At 37.5% G+C, this 17320-nt stretch carries 11 protein-coding genes; 9 read left to right on the top strand and 2 right to left on the bottom strand.

The annotated features are described in order from the left end of the window. Positions 1–7: 7 nt before the first annotated feature. Together B5X51_RS03475 and B5X51_RS03470 are read right to left on the bottom strand one after the other, a co-directional pair. Positions 8–1594 (bottom strand): RagB/SusD family nutrient uptake outer membrane protein, encoded by a 1587-nt coding sequence (locus B5X51_RS03475; protein ID WP_079719478.1) that lies wholly within the window; start codon positions 1592–1594, stop codon positions 8–10. 24 nt (positions 1595–1618) lie between these two features. After that, the gene (locus B5X51_RS03470) at positions 1619–4537 is read right to left on the bottom strand and encodes a SusC/RagA family TonB-linked outer membrane protein (RefSeq protein ID WP_079719477.1); all 2919 of its coding nucleotides are present in this window, start codon (positions 4535–4537) and stop codon (positions 1619–1621) included. 225 nt (positions 4538–4762) lie between these two features. Here B5X51_RS03470 and B5X51_RS03465 point away from each other — a divergent pair, with 225 nt between their 5' ends. The 9 genes from B5X51_RS03465 to B5X51_RS03425 all read left to right on the top strand — a co-directional run bounded on the left by B5X51_RS03465 (position 4763) and on the right by B5X51_RS03425 (position 17313). Next, the gene (locus tag B5X51_RS03465) at positions 4763–5791 is read left to right on the top strand and encodes a LacI family DNA-binding transcriptional regulator (protein ID WP_079719476.1); all 1029 of its coding nucleotides are present in this window, start codon (positions 4763–4765) and stop codon (positions 5789–5791) included. Between the two features lie 130 nt (positions 5792–5921). After that, positions 5922–7268 (top strand): MFS transporter, encoded by a 1347-nt coding sequence (locus tag B5X51_RS03460; protein WP_079719475.1) that lies wholly within the window; start codon positions 5922–5924, stop codon positions 7266–7268. A gap of 160 nt (positions 7269–7428) precedes the next feature. Next, entirely contained in the window at positions 7429–8088 is a 660-nt protein-coding gene (gene pgmB / locus B5X51_RS03455) for a beta-phosphoglucomutase (RefSeq protein ID WP_079719474.1), read from the top strand. A gap of 80 nt (positions 8089–8168) precedes the next feature. After that, positions 8169–10475 (top strand): glycoside hydrolase family 65 protein, encoded by a 2307-nt coding sequence (locus tag B5X51_RS03450; RefSeq protein ID WP_079719473.1) that lies wholly within the window; start codon positions 8169–8171, stop codon positions 10473–10475. A gap of 239 nt (positions 10476–10714) precedes the next feature. Further along, positions 10715–12571, top strand: a complete 1857-nt coding sequence (locus B5X51_RS03445; protein WP_079719472.1) for a glycoside hydrolase family 13 protein — start codon at positions 10715–10717, stop codon at positions 12569–12571. Positions 12572–12787: 216 nt separating this feature from the next. Beyond that, entirely contained in the window at positions 12788–14227 is a 1440-nt protein-coding gene (locus tag B5X51_RS03440; protein WP_079719471.1) for an alpha-amylase family glycosyl hydrolase, read from the top strand. Between the two features lie 124 nt (positions 14228–14351). Next, positions 14352–15338 carry a 6-phosphofructokinase gene (gene pfkA / locus B5X51_RS03435; protein WP_079719470.1) on the top strand — a complete coding sequence of 329 codons (987 nt, stop codon included), beginning with the start codon at positions 14352–14354 and terminating at the stop codon, positions 15336–15338. A 19-nt stretch (positions 15339–15357) separates the two neighbouring features. After that, complete coding sequence (gene gap, locus B5X51_RS03430; protein WP_079719469.1) at positions 15358–16356, top strand: type I glyceraldehyde-3-phosphate dehydrogenase; 999 nt, start codon at positions 15358–15360, stop codon at positions 16354–16356. Positions 16357–16452: 96 nt separating this feature from the next. Then, a complete protein-coding gene (locus tag B5X51_RS03425) occupies positions 16453–17313 on the top strand; it encodes an N-acetylglucosamine kinase (protein WP_079719468.1) in 861 nt (286 codons plus the stop codon). Positions 17314–17320 lie beyond the last annotated feature (7 nt).

Raw genomic sequence — 17320 nt, 5'->3', positions numbered from 1 at the left:
TATAAAATTAATATTCTGGATTTTGTTCTAAGTTGGTGTTTACTCCTAAATCTGAAGCCGGGATAGGCATTAGGTCTCTATAGCTTTGGGTAGTGGCTCCTTGAGGAACATTACCTTTCCATGGCCAAACTCCATTTTCAGTAAATTGGTTGAACCTAATAAGGTCTGTTCTTCTATGAGCTTCCCAGTATAATTCGCGGGCACGCTCACTTAGAATGAAGTCCAGGTTTAAGTCTGAGCTACCAATTTGATTGGCATCAGCTCGCTCTCTTAATTCGTTCATATAACCTAATGCAGCCGCCTGGCTACCACCGCCACCTCTTAAGTGTGCTTCTGCATACATTAAGTAAGCATCTGCAAGTCTAAACATTGGGAAATCGGTATCTGGAAATTCTCCGGTATCATCAGATCCCTGTTCTCCATTTACAGTTACGTTTTTGAATTTGGCAATTGCAAAACCATCATTAAAGCTGGAAATATCCTCGATTTCTTTTGTTTGTCCTTCAGTAAAAAATAGTGCTCTGTTATCTTCAGAATCTGCTCCATCGGGGAATTTATCTACCAGGGCAGATGTAGTTCTAAGTCCGGCCCAGCCACTGCTTACACCAAAAGCTTCAGGATCCATATCTCCACCAATTGAGGCGTGAATAATAAATGCCATTCCACCATAAGATTGTGTTTCCTGTCCATCAAAAGTGATAGGGAAGATTACTTCAGATTGTGCCCCGTTAGAGTCGTTATCTGCAAGGAATAATTTTTGGTAATCATCAGCTAAAGAATAATTAGCATTAATTACTCTTTCAGAATAATCTAAAGCTTCCGTATAGTGATCTTCGCCGGTATAAACTTCAGCATTTAAGTAAAGTTTAGAAAGTAACATCCAAACTGCCGCCTGGTCTGCACGTCCATATTCATTAGAATTCGCGCTAACAATTTCACTCTCTATAGCTAGAAGTTCGCTCTCTACGTAATCAAATAAATCCGGTCTCTTAATTTGCTGCGGAAGAAATGCCCCCACTGGATCCTCTTCGGTTACAAAGGGTACGTTACCAAATAGATCTAAAGCGTGGTAATAATGTAAAGCTCTTAGAAATCTAGCTTCTGCACGATAGCTAGCTATATTCTCTCTTTCTTCAGCAGCAATACCTCTAGATTCCAAAAGTTCTGGAGTACTTTGCCTCAAAAACTCGTTGTTTAGGGCAACCTGGTACAAGATTCTGGAATACATAGTTCTAATAAACTCGTTTCCTGCAGTCCAGTTTTGGCCGTGTAGATCCTGAATTGTTCCATCGTTCCAGCCAATTACAGCTTCATCTGTAGTAAGTTCCTGCATAGACCAATATAATCTTAAATACTGGGAGAAACCTTCGTCAAGACCTATAAGATCTGGATCTCCGGCGGGGCCTTCCTGGCCACTAACGGCAAGACCGGCATAAAGTTTAGCTAAAAACTGCTTATAAGATTCTGGATCTTCAAAAGTAGTTTCTGCTGTGAGCCTGTTATCTTCAGGCTGCAAATCTAAATCGTCTTCACAAGCCCAGAAGAAGCCTGCGCTTATAAAAAGGATGAAGAATGGTTTTAGTGTTTTTAACATAACTATTTTATTAAATATTATTTCTTAAAATGAAAGATTTAACCCAAGTACCACTGTAGTTGATCTTGGATAAAAATTATTGTCTATTCCGCCTGCAATTTCAGGATCCAAACCGTCATAGTTGGTTATAGTCCATACATTGGTAGCAGTTAGTGAAGTTCTAACATCCAAATCTTCTCCTGGGAATAAATACCCCACAGAGATGTTGTCTAATTTTACGAAATCTGCACTCTGGATGTAATAATCTGAAAAGAACTGGTTGTTTTTGAAGTTACTTTCTAAAACATTACTGTTAAAATTAGAATAGTAAGGTTGCGGTGTTACCGTACCTGCTCCAACAAATCCGTTTCCAGACTGTGTGTTATTATACATATAATTCCCAAAGTTACCTCTGAAGGTAAAGCTGAAATCAAAGTTTTTATAGTTTACAGTATTAGTTAGCCCCATAAAGTAATCTGGGGTGGCCTTTTTGTAAGGCACACGGTCCTCTTCGGTAATTTGGTTATCAGCATTTACATCTGCATAAGCACCTTCAATTGGCTGCCCATCTTCATTGTAAACCTGGCGGAATACATTAAAAGTTGTAGGGTCGTAACCTTCTTTCCAAAGCTGAATGTTGTTACCAACACCACCGCTTATTCCTCCTTGAGCAATTTCAAAGTCTGGGTTTTCACCTAATGTAAGATTGGTGATCTCCAGGTCCTGGAAAGTAATGTTATAATTTACATCCCAGTTAAAATCTTCTTGCTGAATAATAGCACCGTTAATTGCAAACTCTAAACCTTTACTTACTGTGCTACCAACATTAGTAACTAAAAGGTCGGTAAGGTTTGCACCTGCCGGTACTGGTACTGTTGCTAGAAGATCTTCGGTCTCCCGGTAATAAGCTTCTACCGTACCTGAGATTCTATTATTGAATAAACCATAGTCAACGCCTACGTTATAGGTTTTTAATTCTTCCCATTTAAGATCAGAGTCAAAAGCTTCAGGACGTAAGGTATTGTAGAATTGATTACCAAACTGGTAACGAACTCCACCTACACTAGGATTGTAAACTCCGAAGTAACCATAATTTGGTCCAATTTCCTGGTTACCGGTTACCCCGTATCCTGCACGAATTTTCAACTGGTTTATTACATTAGAAGTAGCAAGGAAATTTTCATTTTGTAATTTCCAACCTATAGAAAACGCAGGAAAAACACTCCATTTATTATCTCCTCCAAATCTTGAAGAACCATCACGTCTCACACTACCTGAAACCAAATATTTATCGGCAATATCAAAACTAGCTCTTGCAAAATAGGATTCCAGTGAATTACGGTTGATCTCTCTTGGGAATTCCTGGATATCGTTAGAAATTGTTTCAATTCTTTTGCTGGTAATATAAAATTCCTGGTAAGAATGCCCTGCAGTAAGATCTAACTCGGTATTTAAAAAATCTATATCATTTTTATAGTTGAAATAAAAATCAAGTAGCGTATTTCTGTTGAATCCGCCGTAGTCTTCAAAATAAGGAATATCCTGATTATTTGCTGCGGAAGTTAAAGGTCGTCTATTGTAACCGTCGTTTTCTGAATAATCAAAACCAGCATTTACATTAAACTTCAATTCCGGAAGAAAATGAAATTTGTATTCAGCATTTAGGTTTGTAATATTTCTCTTAGTAGTACCGCGTCCATCTAATTGCTCTAGAAGTGCTAATGGATTTCGTGTAGCCTGTATTTGCTGTTGCTGGGGAGAGGTAGTAAACTCATAATACCCATCAAAATAACTACCATCCTGGTAAACCGGCTGCGTAGGATCAAAAGCTATCGCAGCGCCAATAGCGCCATCATCTGCAAAACGGTTTTCATCTACAATCCCTTTAGAAGACAAGGTTAGTTTTAAATGATTATCAAACAAATCCTGGTTAAGAGCTATGTTTAACGCATTTCTTTCATAAACATCAGTTTTTAACACACCTGTTTGAGAAGTATGGTTAAAATTAACCCGGTAAGAGAAATCCTCGAAACCTTGTGTTGCTGTAAAGTTATGAATTGCTCCTACAGAAGTTTGGTAAATTTGGTCCTGCCAGTCTGTGCTGGTATCTCCCAATAAAGAGGAGTCTGTTCCCGGAGTGTTTTCAATTAAAGTTCTGAATTGCTCTGCGTTAAGAACATCTACTTTATCGATAATTCTTCCGGCCGAAACTTTAAGATCATAAGTTAAAGAAAGCGGACTATCTTTTTTACCCTTTTTAGTGGTGATTAAGATAACCCCGTTAGAAGCCCTTGAACCGTAAATGGAAGTTGCTGCGGCATCTTTTAAAATTATAAAATCTTCAATTTCATTCGGATTAATAGAGTTCAACTGGTTTCTTACACCCTGAACTCCTCTTTGGTCTAATGGAATACCATCTACTACAATAAGAGGCGAGTTATTCCCTGATAAAGAAGATCCGCCACGAATTCTAATTTCAGATCCAGCGCCTGGTTCACCACTTCCGGGAGTAATTCTAACCCCGGCAGATTTACCTGCAATTAACTGTTCTGGTGAAACTACCGCTCCCTGGTTAAAGCTTTCGGAAGAAATCTTTTCTACAGATCCAGTAGCATCCTGCTCTGATGTACTACCGTAACCAATAAGAACTACTTCTTCCAAGATAGCTTGATCTTCATCTAATTGAACATTTAAAGTTTCCTGCCCCGCAAATGGGATTTCCTTAGTAGCAAAACCCAAAAATGAAAAGACAAGAATCTCGCCTTCGCTTACATTAGTAATGGTATAATTACCATCAAAATCTGTAACGGCACCATTGGTTGTTCCTTTAACAATAATGTTTACGCCCGGGATAGGAAGACCGGTTGCGCTTTCGCTAACAACACCGCTCACTGTTTCCTGTGCGAAAAAGCTTATTGGCAGCATAAGGAGCAACATCAACGTGCTTTTGAATAGTGTTTTCATAAATTTTTCTATTGATTATTACTAAAAATTTGGCTTATATTTTTACTTCCTGAGGTTAAATGTATGTAAATAGAATGTGAAGAAATAGGAACTTACTTACCACTATTTTGCGCAAACGTTTGAGTGTTGAAAACTTTTATATTTTGAGGGTATCGCGTGTATTTTGTGGTATTTTTACGATATCTTAAAAATAACTCCTTGTTTATTTCTAAATAAAAGATTGCTATGAGGCCAAAATTGACTTTAAAACAAATTGCAAGAGAATTAGACGTATCAATTTCTACCGTTTCCAGGGCACTAAGAGATAGTTCTGAAATTGGGGAAGAAACACGTAAGAAGATCAAAGCTTTTGCGAAATTTTATAATTACAAGCCAAATAATATAGCATTAAGCTTAAAAAACCGAAAAACAAAAACTATAGGAATTATTATTCCAGAAATAGTACATTATTTCTTTACTACGGTTATTAGTGGAGTAGAAAAAGTAGCTAACGAAAAAGGCTATAATGTAATTGTATGCCTCTCTAACAACTCTTTCGATAAAGAAGTACTTAATATGGAGCTACTAGCCAATGGAAGTACAGATGGTTTTATTATGTCTATGGCTAAAGAGACATTACAAAAAGAGGATTACCATCACTTTGCCGAAGTTATTAATCAAGGAATGCCCTTGGTTTTGTTTGATCGTGTAATAGATGAGATTCATTGTGATAAAGTGATTATAGACGATGTAATTGGTGCTAAAAAGGCAGTGCAGTATTTATTAGATACCGGGGCAAAGAAAATAGGTCTTGTCTCTACTGTAGATTATGTGAGTGTTGGGAAACTAAGAACTCGTGGTTATCTTGAAATTTTAAGGGAAAATAATATTGAAGTTGATCAAAACCTTATCCTTAAAATAGAAGATATGGATAATAGTGAAGCCGAAATAAAGGATTTTATTGATAAGAATGAAGTAGACGCAGTGTTTGCGGTAAATGAACACTTCGCTATTCACGCCATAAAGGCCATACAGGAAAAAGGTTTAAAAGTTCCAGAAGATGTATCTGTAATTGGGTTTACTAATGGTGAGCTTTCAAAAAGATTTATTCCCAGTCTTACTACAGTAAGTCAGCACGGGGAGCGTATGGGAGGCGAAGCCGCAAAGCTTTTAATAGATAAACTGGAAAGAAAACCAGATGAAGGAGAATCTTATAAAACAGTGATTGTAGAAACCAGTTTAATAGAAAGAAATTCTACCAAATCTTTAATTTGAAGTCTCAGATTTAAAATTTTGCATATATTTACAGCATCTTAATTATATTATCAGAACTTATATTTTTACTTCCTACCTAAAAATAAGTTTTGATAAGCCTTCCGCTTATCGTAATTCTTAATTGTACGATATGCAAAAACGCAGATTAAGTTTCTGGGAGATCTGGAACATGAGTTTTGGTTTCCTTGGAATTCAGATGGGGTTTGCACTCCAAAATGCCAACGCAAGTAGAATTTTACAAATTTTTGGTGCCGATATTCACGAACTTTCGTGGTTTTGGTTAGTTGCGCCAGTTACTGGTTTAATCGTTCAGCCCATTATTGGCTACTATAGCGACAGAACCTGGACCAGTCTTGGCCGTAGACGACCATTCTTTTTAACCGGAGCAGTTTTAGCGGCAATAGGTTTGATTTTAATGCCTAACGCCGATTGGTTCATTGCTATTTTGCCTTCTCTTTGGGTAGGTGCCGGGATGCTCTTTATTATGGATGCTTCCTTTAATATAGCGATGGAACCTTTTCGTGCCCTGGTGGCCGATAAATTACCTTCAGATCAAAGAACCCTTGGCTTTAGTGTACAAACCGTTTTAATAGGAATTGGGGCCGTAATTGGTTCCTGGTTACCTTATGTATTGGCCAATTGGTTTGATATAAGTAATAGAGCAGTAATAGGAGAAGTTCCGCTGAATCTTTTACTTTCTTTCGTCATTGGAGCAGCTATCCTGGTTGGAAGTATTTTGGTGACGGTGATTACAACCAAAGAATATTCTCCTGAAGAATTGGAAAAAATGGACGACCACGTTGAAGAACCGGTCGATGAAAATGAAAAATCCAGTTTGCTGGATATATTTTCAGATTTTGCTAAAATGCCACATACTATGAGGCAGCTTAGCTGGGTACAATTCTTTTCCTGGTTTGGGCTTTTTGGAATGTGGGTTTTCTCAACTCCCGCAATTGCCCACCATATTTATGGATTACCACTTTCAGATAATAGCAGTGAAATCTACCAGGATGCCGGCGATTGGGTTGGTGTGCTTTTTGGCGTTTATAATGCAGTTTCAGCAGTTTTTGCATTTTTTCTTCCGGCAATTGCCTTGAAAATAGGAAGAAAAAGCACACATATCGTTTCCTTATTTATTGGAGCCTTAGGGATGCTTTCCATTTATATAATGCCAAACGAATATTGGCTTTTGCTTTCAATGGTCGGTATAGGAATTGGCTGGGCCAGCATTTTAGCGATGCCTTATGCTATTCTTGCCGGTTCTATTCCAGCGAAAAAAATGGGGGTTTATATGGGAATCTTCAACTTTTTTATTGTGATTCCACAAATTGTAAATGCACTTCTTGGCGGGCTAATGGTAAAATACCTTTACGATGGAAATCCAATCTACGCCTTAGTTACCAGCGGAATTGCCTTTTTAATAGCTGCTATACTAACTTTTAGAATAGATGATGTAGATGAACCGGTAAAGGCATAGAATTAAAACGTCAGTTCAATTTGATTAAGCGAAATAAAAACCAAAGTATATCGAACACTTCGCATAAAAATTACCCGAATTGACAGTCTTAATTAAGGTTTAGACGCTACTTACAAACAATGATACTTAAAGTAAAACAGATTGAGAGATATTAAAAATGATGGAGACATATAAAGGAGTAATATTCGATTTGGACGGGGTAATTGTAGATACCGCAAAATTTCACTTTTTGGCATGGCGAAAACTGGCTAACGATTTGGGTTTCGATTTTACCGAAGAGCAAAACGAGCAACTTAAAGGCGTTAGCAGGGTAGAATCCCTTAAAAAAATACTGGAATGGGGAGAACTTGAGCTCTCCAAAACAGAGTTTAAGCGCCAAATGGCACTTAAGAATGAAAATTATCTCTCTTATGTCGCTAAGATGGATGAGGACGAAATTTTGCCCGGCGTTCAAAAAGTGATCAATTATTTAATTAAAAATAATATTCCGTTTGCACTGGGTTCAGCAAGTAAAAACGCACGAAACATTTTGAAAAAGATCAATTTACTGGAAAAATTTGATGCCATTGTAGATGGAAACGATGTTAGTAAGGCAAAACCCGACCCTGAGGTATTTCTTATCGCTGCAGAAAAACTAAATATTAAACCCGAAAACAGTATTGTTTTTGAAGATTCGGTTGCCGGAGTGCAGGCAGCAAATAATGCAAAAATGATGAGCATTGGAATTGGAGGGCAAAAAACATTGGGTGAAGCCAATTATGTGTTTACCGATTTCACAGAAATAGATATAGAATTTATAGAGAAATTACTCACTAAGTGAGTTTTTTTAAATATTAGAATTTACAGCTTAAACCCTTGAGGCTGCTGTAATTTAATTAGAAACCAGACAGAAATAAAGCAATGAACCAAGATTATATACAACCAAACGAGTGGTCCATTCTGGAAGAAGGATTTGATGTAGAACGCGTAAAATCGTCTGAAAGTCTTTTCAGTATAGGTAACGGCGTTATAGGCCAGCGAGCCAATTTTGAAGAAAAATACTCTGGCCCAAGTTTCCAGGGGAGCTACATTGGCGGGGTTTATTATCCCGATAAAACCAAAGTAGGCTGGTGGAAAAACGGCTACCCTGAATATTTTGCCAAAGTATTGAATGCGCCCAACTGGATTGGGATAAATGTATTTGTGAACGATGAAGCTTTGGACCTTTTTACTTGTAAAAAAGTTGAAGGTTTTAAGCGTGAGCTTAATATGAAAGAAGGTTTTCACTGTCGCAGTTTCGTAGCTACTTTGCCAAACGACATTGAAATTTCGGTAAAAGCTACCCGTTTCCTCTCTATTGTAGAAGATGAACTTGGCGCCATAGATTTTGAAATTGAAGTTTTGAATAATGATGCTGAGGTTCGTTTTGAGCCTTATCTAGATGGCGGAATCACGAATACAGATGCCAACTGGGAAGAACGTTTTTGGAAGACTTTAGAAGTGAAATCTGAAGCCAATAAAGGTTTTGTGCTCTCTAAAACCCTGAAAACCGAATTCCACGTGAACACCTATATGCAATCTGAAGTTTTGCTGAACGGGGAAAAACAGGATGTAGATTTCACTGAAACGAAAACCGAAGATAAACTTACTTTTTCCTATTCAATTAAAGTTGAAAAAGGACAAAAAGTAAGTCTTAGAAAATATGCCGGCTACGTAACCGATATGAATCATAAGCGTTCAAATTTGCTTGATGCAGCTAGTAAAGTATTAGATTACGCCACTAAAGCTGGATTTTCCAAATTGCTTCAGGAACAAAAAGAAGCCTGGGGAAAAATTTGGGAAATGGCAGATATCACTATTGAAGGTGATGTAAAAGCCCAACAGGGAATTCGCTTTAATATTTTTCAGCTAAATCAAACTTATTTAGGAAAAGACGAGCGTTTAAATATTGGTCCAAAAGGCTTTACCGGTGAGAAATACGGCGGAAGTACTTATTGGGATACCGAAGCTTATTGTATTCCTTTTTATATGGCAACCAAAGATCAGCAGGTAGCCAGGAATCTACTGACTTATCGTTACAATCATTTAGACAAAGCCATAGAAAATGCCGAAAAACTTGGTTTTACCAATGGTGCGGCGCTTTATCCAATGGTAACAATGAATGGCGAAGAAAGCCATAACGAATGGGAAATTACCTTTGAGGAAATTCATAGAAATGGAGCGATGGTTTACGCCATTTATAATTATGTACGCTACACGGGTGATTTCGATTATATTCCGGAAAAAGGCCTTGAAGTAATGATCGCTATAGCAAGATTTTGGCAGCAAAGAGTGAATTTCAGCGAACAGAAAAATAAATACGTAATGCTGGGTGTAACCGGGCCAAACGAGTACGAAAATAACGTGCATAATAACTGGTACACTAACTATTTAGCGAAATGGTGTATTGAATATTGCCTGGAAACCATTGAAAAGGTTCAGGAGGCTTATACCGAAGATTACGAGCGTGTAATGGGCAAAACCAAACTCAATGAAGGCGAAATGGCAAAATGGAGAGAAGTTGCTGAAAATATGTATTTTCCATATTCTGAAAAGCATGAGGTTTTCCTTCAGCAGGACGGATTTTTAGATAAAGAGATCGTTCCAATCGCTGAATTGGAGAAATCTCAGCGACCCATTAACCAGAAATGGAGCTGGGACAGGATTCTACGCTCTTGTTACATCAAGCAGGCCGATGTTTTACAAGGCTTCTACTTTTTCGAAGATCATTTTAGCAAAAAAGAACTCGAAAAACATTTTGATTATTATGAGCCTATTACCGTTCACGAATCATCGCTTTCACCTTGCGTACACAGCATTCAGGCATCGTTGTTAGGTAGAACTAAACAAGCGTATGAGTTCTATTTAAGAACTTCCAGGTTGGATTTGGACGATTACAATAAAGAAGTAGAGGAGGGTTGCCATATTACAAGTATGGCAGGGACCTGGATGAGTATTGTAGAAGGTTTTGGTGGAATGCGGGTTAAAGAAGATCAACTTTCATTTAATCCCACAATTCCGGATGATTGGAAATCCTATTCTTTTAAAGTGAATTTTAGAGATCAAATTTTAAAAGTGAAAGTTTCTGCTGAAAAATCGGTTTTCTATTTGGAAGGCGAGACTGCGATTGAAATCAACGTAAACGGAAAATCAGTTGAGTTGCAACCCAATCAGGAGTTTGCGGTTTAATACGTCATCCTGAACTTGTTCCAGGATCTAAGTTGTTATGATATAAAAACACCAACAAGGTTTCAAAACCTTTTTGGTTTATAATAAATAGATAAAATCTGTTCAAAAAGTAATTTAAACCGTCATTACGAACGGAGTGAAGTAATCTCTTCCCTAATAACAACATATTGCCTCTCCCGATAAAAATCGGGATCGCAATGACCGGATATTGAGAATACAAAACTTTTAAATAAATAATCATGAAAAAAATACTAATCACTTTAATGCTTCTCGCGGGTTTTTCCGGGTTTGCGCAAATAGAACGCGTAGAACCACCAAACTGGTGGACGGGTTTTGAAGAAACCGAACTCCAGCTAATGGTTTACGGCGAAAATATTGGAAATGCCACTCCGAATATCGATTATCCGGGAGTTAGCATTGAAAATGTAGAAAAAGCCGATAGCCCTAATTACATGTTCATTGATTTAGAGATTGGTGACGCAGAAGCCGGAACTTTCGATATTACATTTCAGTTAGAAGATGGTTCAGAAGAAGTTTATGAATATATATTGAAAAGTCGGGAAAAACCTGCTTCAGAATATGTTGGTTTTGATAATACCGATGCAATCTATCTAATCACCCCAGACCGATTTGCAAACGGAGATAAATCTAATGATAGCTTTGATTTTCTAAACGAAAAAACCAAGAACCGCGAAGATGATTATGGCCGCCACGGTGGTGATATCCGTGGGATCATCAATCATTTAGATTATATAGATGAAATGGGTTTTACCGCTATTTGGCCTTCGCCTTTGGTGATTAACAATATGAAATCTGGTTCTTATCACGGTTACGCGATGACCGATTTTTATAAGGTAGATCCGCGTTTTGGAACGCTGGAAGAATACCGTGAGCTGGCAGATAAAGCCGCCGATCGTGGAATAAAACTGGTTATGGATCAGGTTGCGAACCACGCCGGTGTGGAGCATTGGTGGATGGAAGATTTACCTTTTGAAGATTGGATCAACTTCCAGGAGAAATTTGAAAATGGGGAAAATTTGGTGTATTCCAATCATCGCAGAACCACCAACCAGGATTTATACGCCTCAGAAACCGATAAAAAAGGAATGACTGAAGGTTGGTTCGTAGAAACTATGCCAGATCTAAACCAGGAAAATCCTTTTATGGCCAAATACCTTATTAAGAATAGTATTTGGTGGATAGAAACTCTTGGACTGGGCGGAATTCGGCAGGACACTTATCCTTATCCAGATAAAGCTTTTATGAGCGATTGGGCAGATGCGATTATGACCGAATATCCAAACTTTAATATTGTAGGTGAAGAATGGAGTTTAAATCCGTTGCTTATTCGCTACTGGCAAGATGGTGTTGATAACGGCTATGATTCTAACCTGAAATCTACGATGGATTTCGCGATGCAGAATAAAATTGTAACCGGCTTAAAAGCTGAAGAAACCTGGGGCACCGGGCTCGTAGAAATTTACGAGGGCTTGGCTAACGATTTCGCTTATGCCGATCCTGAAAATATTATGATCTTTCCCGATAATCACGATAAAAGCAGGATTTACACTCAGCTAGGAGAAGACGTTGCCAAAACTAAAATGACCGTTGCTTATATGGCTATTTTACCTAGAATTTTCCAAATGTATTACGGTACCGAAATATTAATGGACGACACCGAAAATCCTGGCGATCACGGTTTAATTAGAACTGAATTCCCAGGCGGTTGGGATGATAGCGAAGTGAATGCTTTTACCGGCGAAGGACTTTCAGAAGAAAAAACTGATATGCAGAATTTCGTAAAAGAAGTGATGAATTATCGTAAGAATAGTGAGGCGATTCATTCAGGAGAAACCAAACATTTTGCTCCGGAAGATGGTACTTATTTAATTACCAGAAAATCTGGAGATGAGGTTGTAGTATTGATTCTGAATAAAAATGAAGAAGCTGTAAAAATGGAATTAGACCGCTTCAGCGAATTGAATTTAAAAGGAAAAACCTTTAAAAACCTGATTTCCGAAGAAACATTTCAGTGGGAAGATTCATTGGAATTATCTGAAGAAGGAGTTTACTTTTTTACAACTAAAATGAAGTAGTGAATTTCCTACGAAGTTTTCAAAACCTCGTAGGTATACAAAAAAGGAAAACCTACAAGGTTTTAGAAACTTTGCAGGCGGAAAAATATAGGGCACGTCAAGCTGAACTTGTTTCAGCTTCTAGTATGATATTATATTCGAACATGTTAGATCCTGAAATAAATTCAGGATGACGTTAGAAAAAACAGAACACAAATCAAATATTAAATAAATAAAATGAAAAAAACTTTAATAATGTTACTGGTTTTTACAGCCGTGTTTTCTTGCAAGGAAAACGAAAATCAAGAGCAGCCAGAACAACAGGGAAAAGTGCAGGCAATCGCACCGGTTTCTAACGACGCTTTAGAGTCGGCAGTGATTTATGAGGCGAATATTCGCCAGTATTCACCGGAAGGAACCTTTGATGCTTTTACTAAAGATATTCCACAATTAAAGGAACTGGGTGTGAAAGTGATTTGGTTGATGCCTGTTTATCCTATTTCGATGAAAAATAGGAAAGCTACAGGTGATCTTTCCGTAGAAGATATTGAAGATCCGAAAGAGAGAGAAAAATATCTTGGCAGCTATTATGCAATTTCAGATTACACCGATGTAAACCCTGAATATGGAAATTTTGAAGATTTTGAGGAACTGGTTGAAACTGCACACGAAAACGGGATGTATGTAATTCTGGATTGGGTGGCTAACCACACTGGCTGGGATCACAAATGGATAGAAGAAAACCCTGATTACTATCATAAAAATGAGAAAGGTGAAGTTACAGATCCTATTAATCCTGCAACAGGGGAATCCTGGGGATGGACAGATGTAGCTCATCTAAATTTTGAAAATAAAGAGCTTCATAAAGCTATGGGTGAAGAAATGAAATTCTGGGTTGAAGAATATAATATAGACGGTTTTAGAGCAGATGTTGCCGGTGAAGTTCCAACCGAATTCTGGGAAAGCATAGTTCCTCAATTAAAGGAAATTAAGCCAATTTTCATGCTGGCAGAGTCAGAAGACAAAGATCTTTTTGAAAATGCTTTTGATATGGGTTACAATTGGGAAGGACACCATATAATGAATGAAATGGCTCAGGGTAAGAAAACTGCTAAAGATTGGGATGCTTATATGCAGAAGATTGATTCTACTTACCAAGAAGATGACTATTTGATGAATTTTGTTACCAACCATGATGAGAATTCCTGGAACGGTACAGTGAAGGAGAGAATGGGAGATGCTTCAGAGGCTATGACAGCACTTACTTATACTTTACCGGGTATGCCTCTAATATACAGTGGCCAGGAGTACGATATGGATAAAAGACTTTTATTTTTTGAAAAAGATACTATTCCGAAGGAAAAAGGTGAAGTTTGGCCATTATTGGAAAAACTTGGTAAATTAAAAAATGAGAATAAAGCTCTTCACGGAGCAAAAGAAGCTGCTTCTTATGAGAGTATTGAAACTTCAGAAGAAGAAAAAGTTTTAGCTTTTAAAAGAGAAAAAGATGGTGTAATGCTGATTTATATCGCGAATATGAGTGAAAAAAGCAGCAGTTTTAGCATTGAATTAAATGGAACGTTTGAAGATTATTTATCAGGCAAAGTATTAAAAATTTCAAAAGAAAGGGATATGAATTTGAAACCCTGGCAGTATTTTATCTTGATAAATAAGTAAAATTTTTACTAAAATACTAAAAGCAGCCCCCTTTAAAGGGCTGCTTTTTTTAGTTATTAACCGAAAACGTTTTAGTTTTTTAAGAAATTAGGTTATATGGTAGAATTAAAATAGCTTTGACCTAATGGCAAAGAAAATCAATAAAATCGCAGTCCTAACATCCGGTGGAGATGCTCCCGGAATGAATGCCGCTATCAGGGCGGTTGTTAGATCTTGTTCATACTATAATATGGAGTGTGTTGGTGTTTACCGCGGCTACCAGGGACTTATAGATAAAGATTTTGAAGATCTTACCGCAAGATCGGTTAGGAACATCATTAATAAGGGCGGAACTTTCCTGAAGTCCTCCAGATCTGAAGAGTTTAAGACCAAAGAAGGAAGAGCAAAAGCTCACAAGAATCTTATCGATGCTGGTGTAGATGCTTTGGTAGTAATAGGAGGTGACGGAACCTTTACGGGTGGTCTCTATTTTAATAAAGAATTTAATTTTCCAATTGTAGGGATTCCTGCAACTATAGATAACGATATTAACGGTACAGATTATACCTTAGGCTACGATACCGCTTTAAATACGGTAGTAGAGGCCATAGATAAGATTCGGGATACCGCAAGTTCTCATAACCGTTTATTTTTAATTGAAGTTATGGGTCGGGATGCAGGTGATATCGCTTTAAATAGTGGTATTGGTGCCGGTGCCGAAGAAGTATTGCTTCCGGAAGAAGATCAGGGAATTCAACGAATGATGGATTCTTTGGAAAAAAGTAAAAAATCCGGAAAAACCTCCAGTATTATAGTGGTGGCTGAAGGTGAAAAAAGCGGAAAGAATATATTTCAGTTAGCTGAATTTATCTCGCAAAGCCACAAAGAATATGATATTAGAGTCTCTGTGCTGGGTCATATTCAAAGAGGGGGTTCTCCAAGTTGTTTTGATCGTGTTCTAGCCAGTAAACTTGGTGTTGGTGCGGTTGAAGCATTAACCGATGGTAAAACCAATATTATGGTAGGTGTGGATCGCCAGAAAGTGGTGCACGTACCTTTGGAAACTGCTTTAAAAGAAGACAGGGAATTTGATCAAGAATTAAGAAGGGTGGCAAACATCACTTCTGTGTAAAATTTTTAAAATTTAAATTATGAGTACAAAAATTGGAATTAATGGTTTTGGCCGAATTGGACGTATTGCGTTTAGAATTGCGGCTGAAAAAAGTGACGTAGAAGTTGTTGCAATAAACGATTTATTAGATGTTGATCATTTGGCATATATGCTGAAGTACGACTCTGTTCACGGTAAATTTAAAGGAGATGTTTCTGTTAAAGATGGAAATCTTGTAGTGAATGGTAAAGACATTCGTATTACAGCAGAAAGAAATCCGGAAGACCTTAAATGGGGAGATGTTGGAGTAGACGTTGTAGTAGATTGTACCGGAATTTTCAAAGAAAAAGATAGCGCAAGTGCACATCTTAAAGCAGGAGCCAAAAAAGTTGTAATTTCTGCACCTTCTAAAACAGCACCTATGTTTGTAATGGGTGTGAATCACCAGGATGTAAAACCAGAAGATACTATTGTTTCCAATGCATCTTGTACAACCAACTGTCTTGCTCCACTTGCTAAAGTGATAGATGATGAGTTTGGTCTTGTTGAAGGTTTAATGACCACGGTTCATGCAACTACGGCTACACAGCTTACAGTAGATGGCCCATCAGCAAAAGATTTTAGAGGAGGAAGAAGTGCGCTTATGAATATTATTCCTTCTTCAACCGGGGCAGCGGTAGCTGTAGGTAAAGTAATTCCTAAGTTAGACGGGAAACTTACCGGGATGGCTTTTAGAGTACCAACTGCTGATGTTTCTGTGGTAGACCTTACAGTTAAGACCGAAAAGTCTGTAACTTACGATCAGGTTAAGGCTGCATTCAAAAAAGCTTCTGAAGGTTCTTATAAGGGAGTGATTTCTTATACTGAAGATGCAGTGGTTTCTCAGGATTACGTATCAGATGCACATACATGTAACTTTGATGCTGAAGCTGGAATTGCCCTTAATGATAACTTTTTCAAACTAATCGCTTGGTATGATAATGAATATGGTTATTCAGCTAAGCTTTTGGAATTAGCTGCACACGTTAATTCAATTTAATATTTTATTTTAGAGCCTGAAGAAAGTTATGCCTAGGTTTTTTTAATCTTCTTAGCACTTTCCTCAGGCTTTTTAATTTAAACAATATTCATACAGATGATATTAATAGCGGACGGTGGATCAACAAAATGTGACTGGATTTTACTTAGTGCAACGGGAGAAGAATTACTCAGAACCCGCACAAAAGGTTTAAATCCGGCAGTTTTTCCAGAAGTAGTACTGGAACAGCGTGTTGAAGAAAATGCCGATTTAAGAGAGGTAAAGGACAAAGTGGAACGAGTGCATTTTTATGGCGCTGGTTGTGGTACCGAAACGCCTAAAAAACTATTGGAAGGGATTTTTACCAATTTCTTTACCAATGTAGAAGAAGTAATAATTTTAGAAGATATGGTGGCTGCCGTTTATGCTGCTACTACAGAACCTGGGATTGTTTGTATTCTAGGAACAGGTTCTAACAGTTGTTTCTTTGATGGTGAAGATATACATCAGTCAGTTCATTCTCTGGGGTATATTCTTATGGATGAAGCCAGTGGGAATTACTTTGGAAAAAGACTTATTAGGGATTATTACTATAAAAGAATGCCGCCTGAACTAGCAGAAGAATTTGGCCAAAAATACAATATGGATTCTGATGAGATTAAGAAGAATCTTTATCGTAAAGAAAATCCAAATACTTATCTCGCTTCTTTTGCAGAATTTATTTTCTCTAACGAACGTAATGGCTATTTCTACAAATTAGTACACGAAGGAATTACCGATTTTATGCATTCTCGTGTGATGTGCCATAAGCAAGCTCAAAATACTCCAGTTCATTTTATAGGTACTATCGCTCATTTTAGCGAAGACATTATACGAGCTGTTGCTCAGCCTTATGGTATAGAAATAGGTAATATTGTTCGTAGACCAATTGATGGTTTGATAGAGTACTATAGAGAAAAAGTGCTTATCGCTAAATAGTAAGGTT

The sequence above is a fragment of the Salegentibacter holothuriorum genome, from assembly GCF_900168045.1.
In the GTDB taxonomy this organism is placed as follows: Bacteria; Bacteroidota; Bacteroidia; order Flavobacteriales; family Flavobacteriaceae; genus Salegentibacter; species Salegentibacter holothuriorum.
Note: the sequence above shows the minus strand (reverse complement) of the source record. Positions and strands in the feature narration are given on the sequence as shown.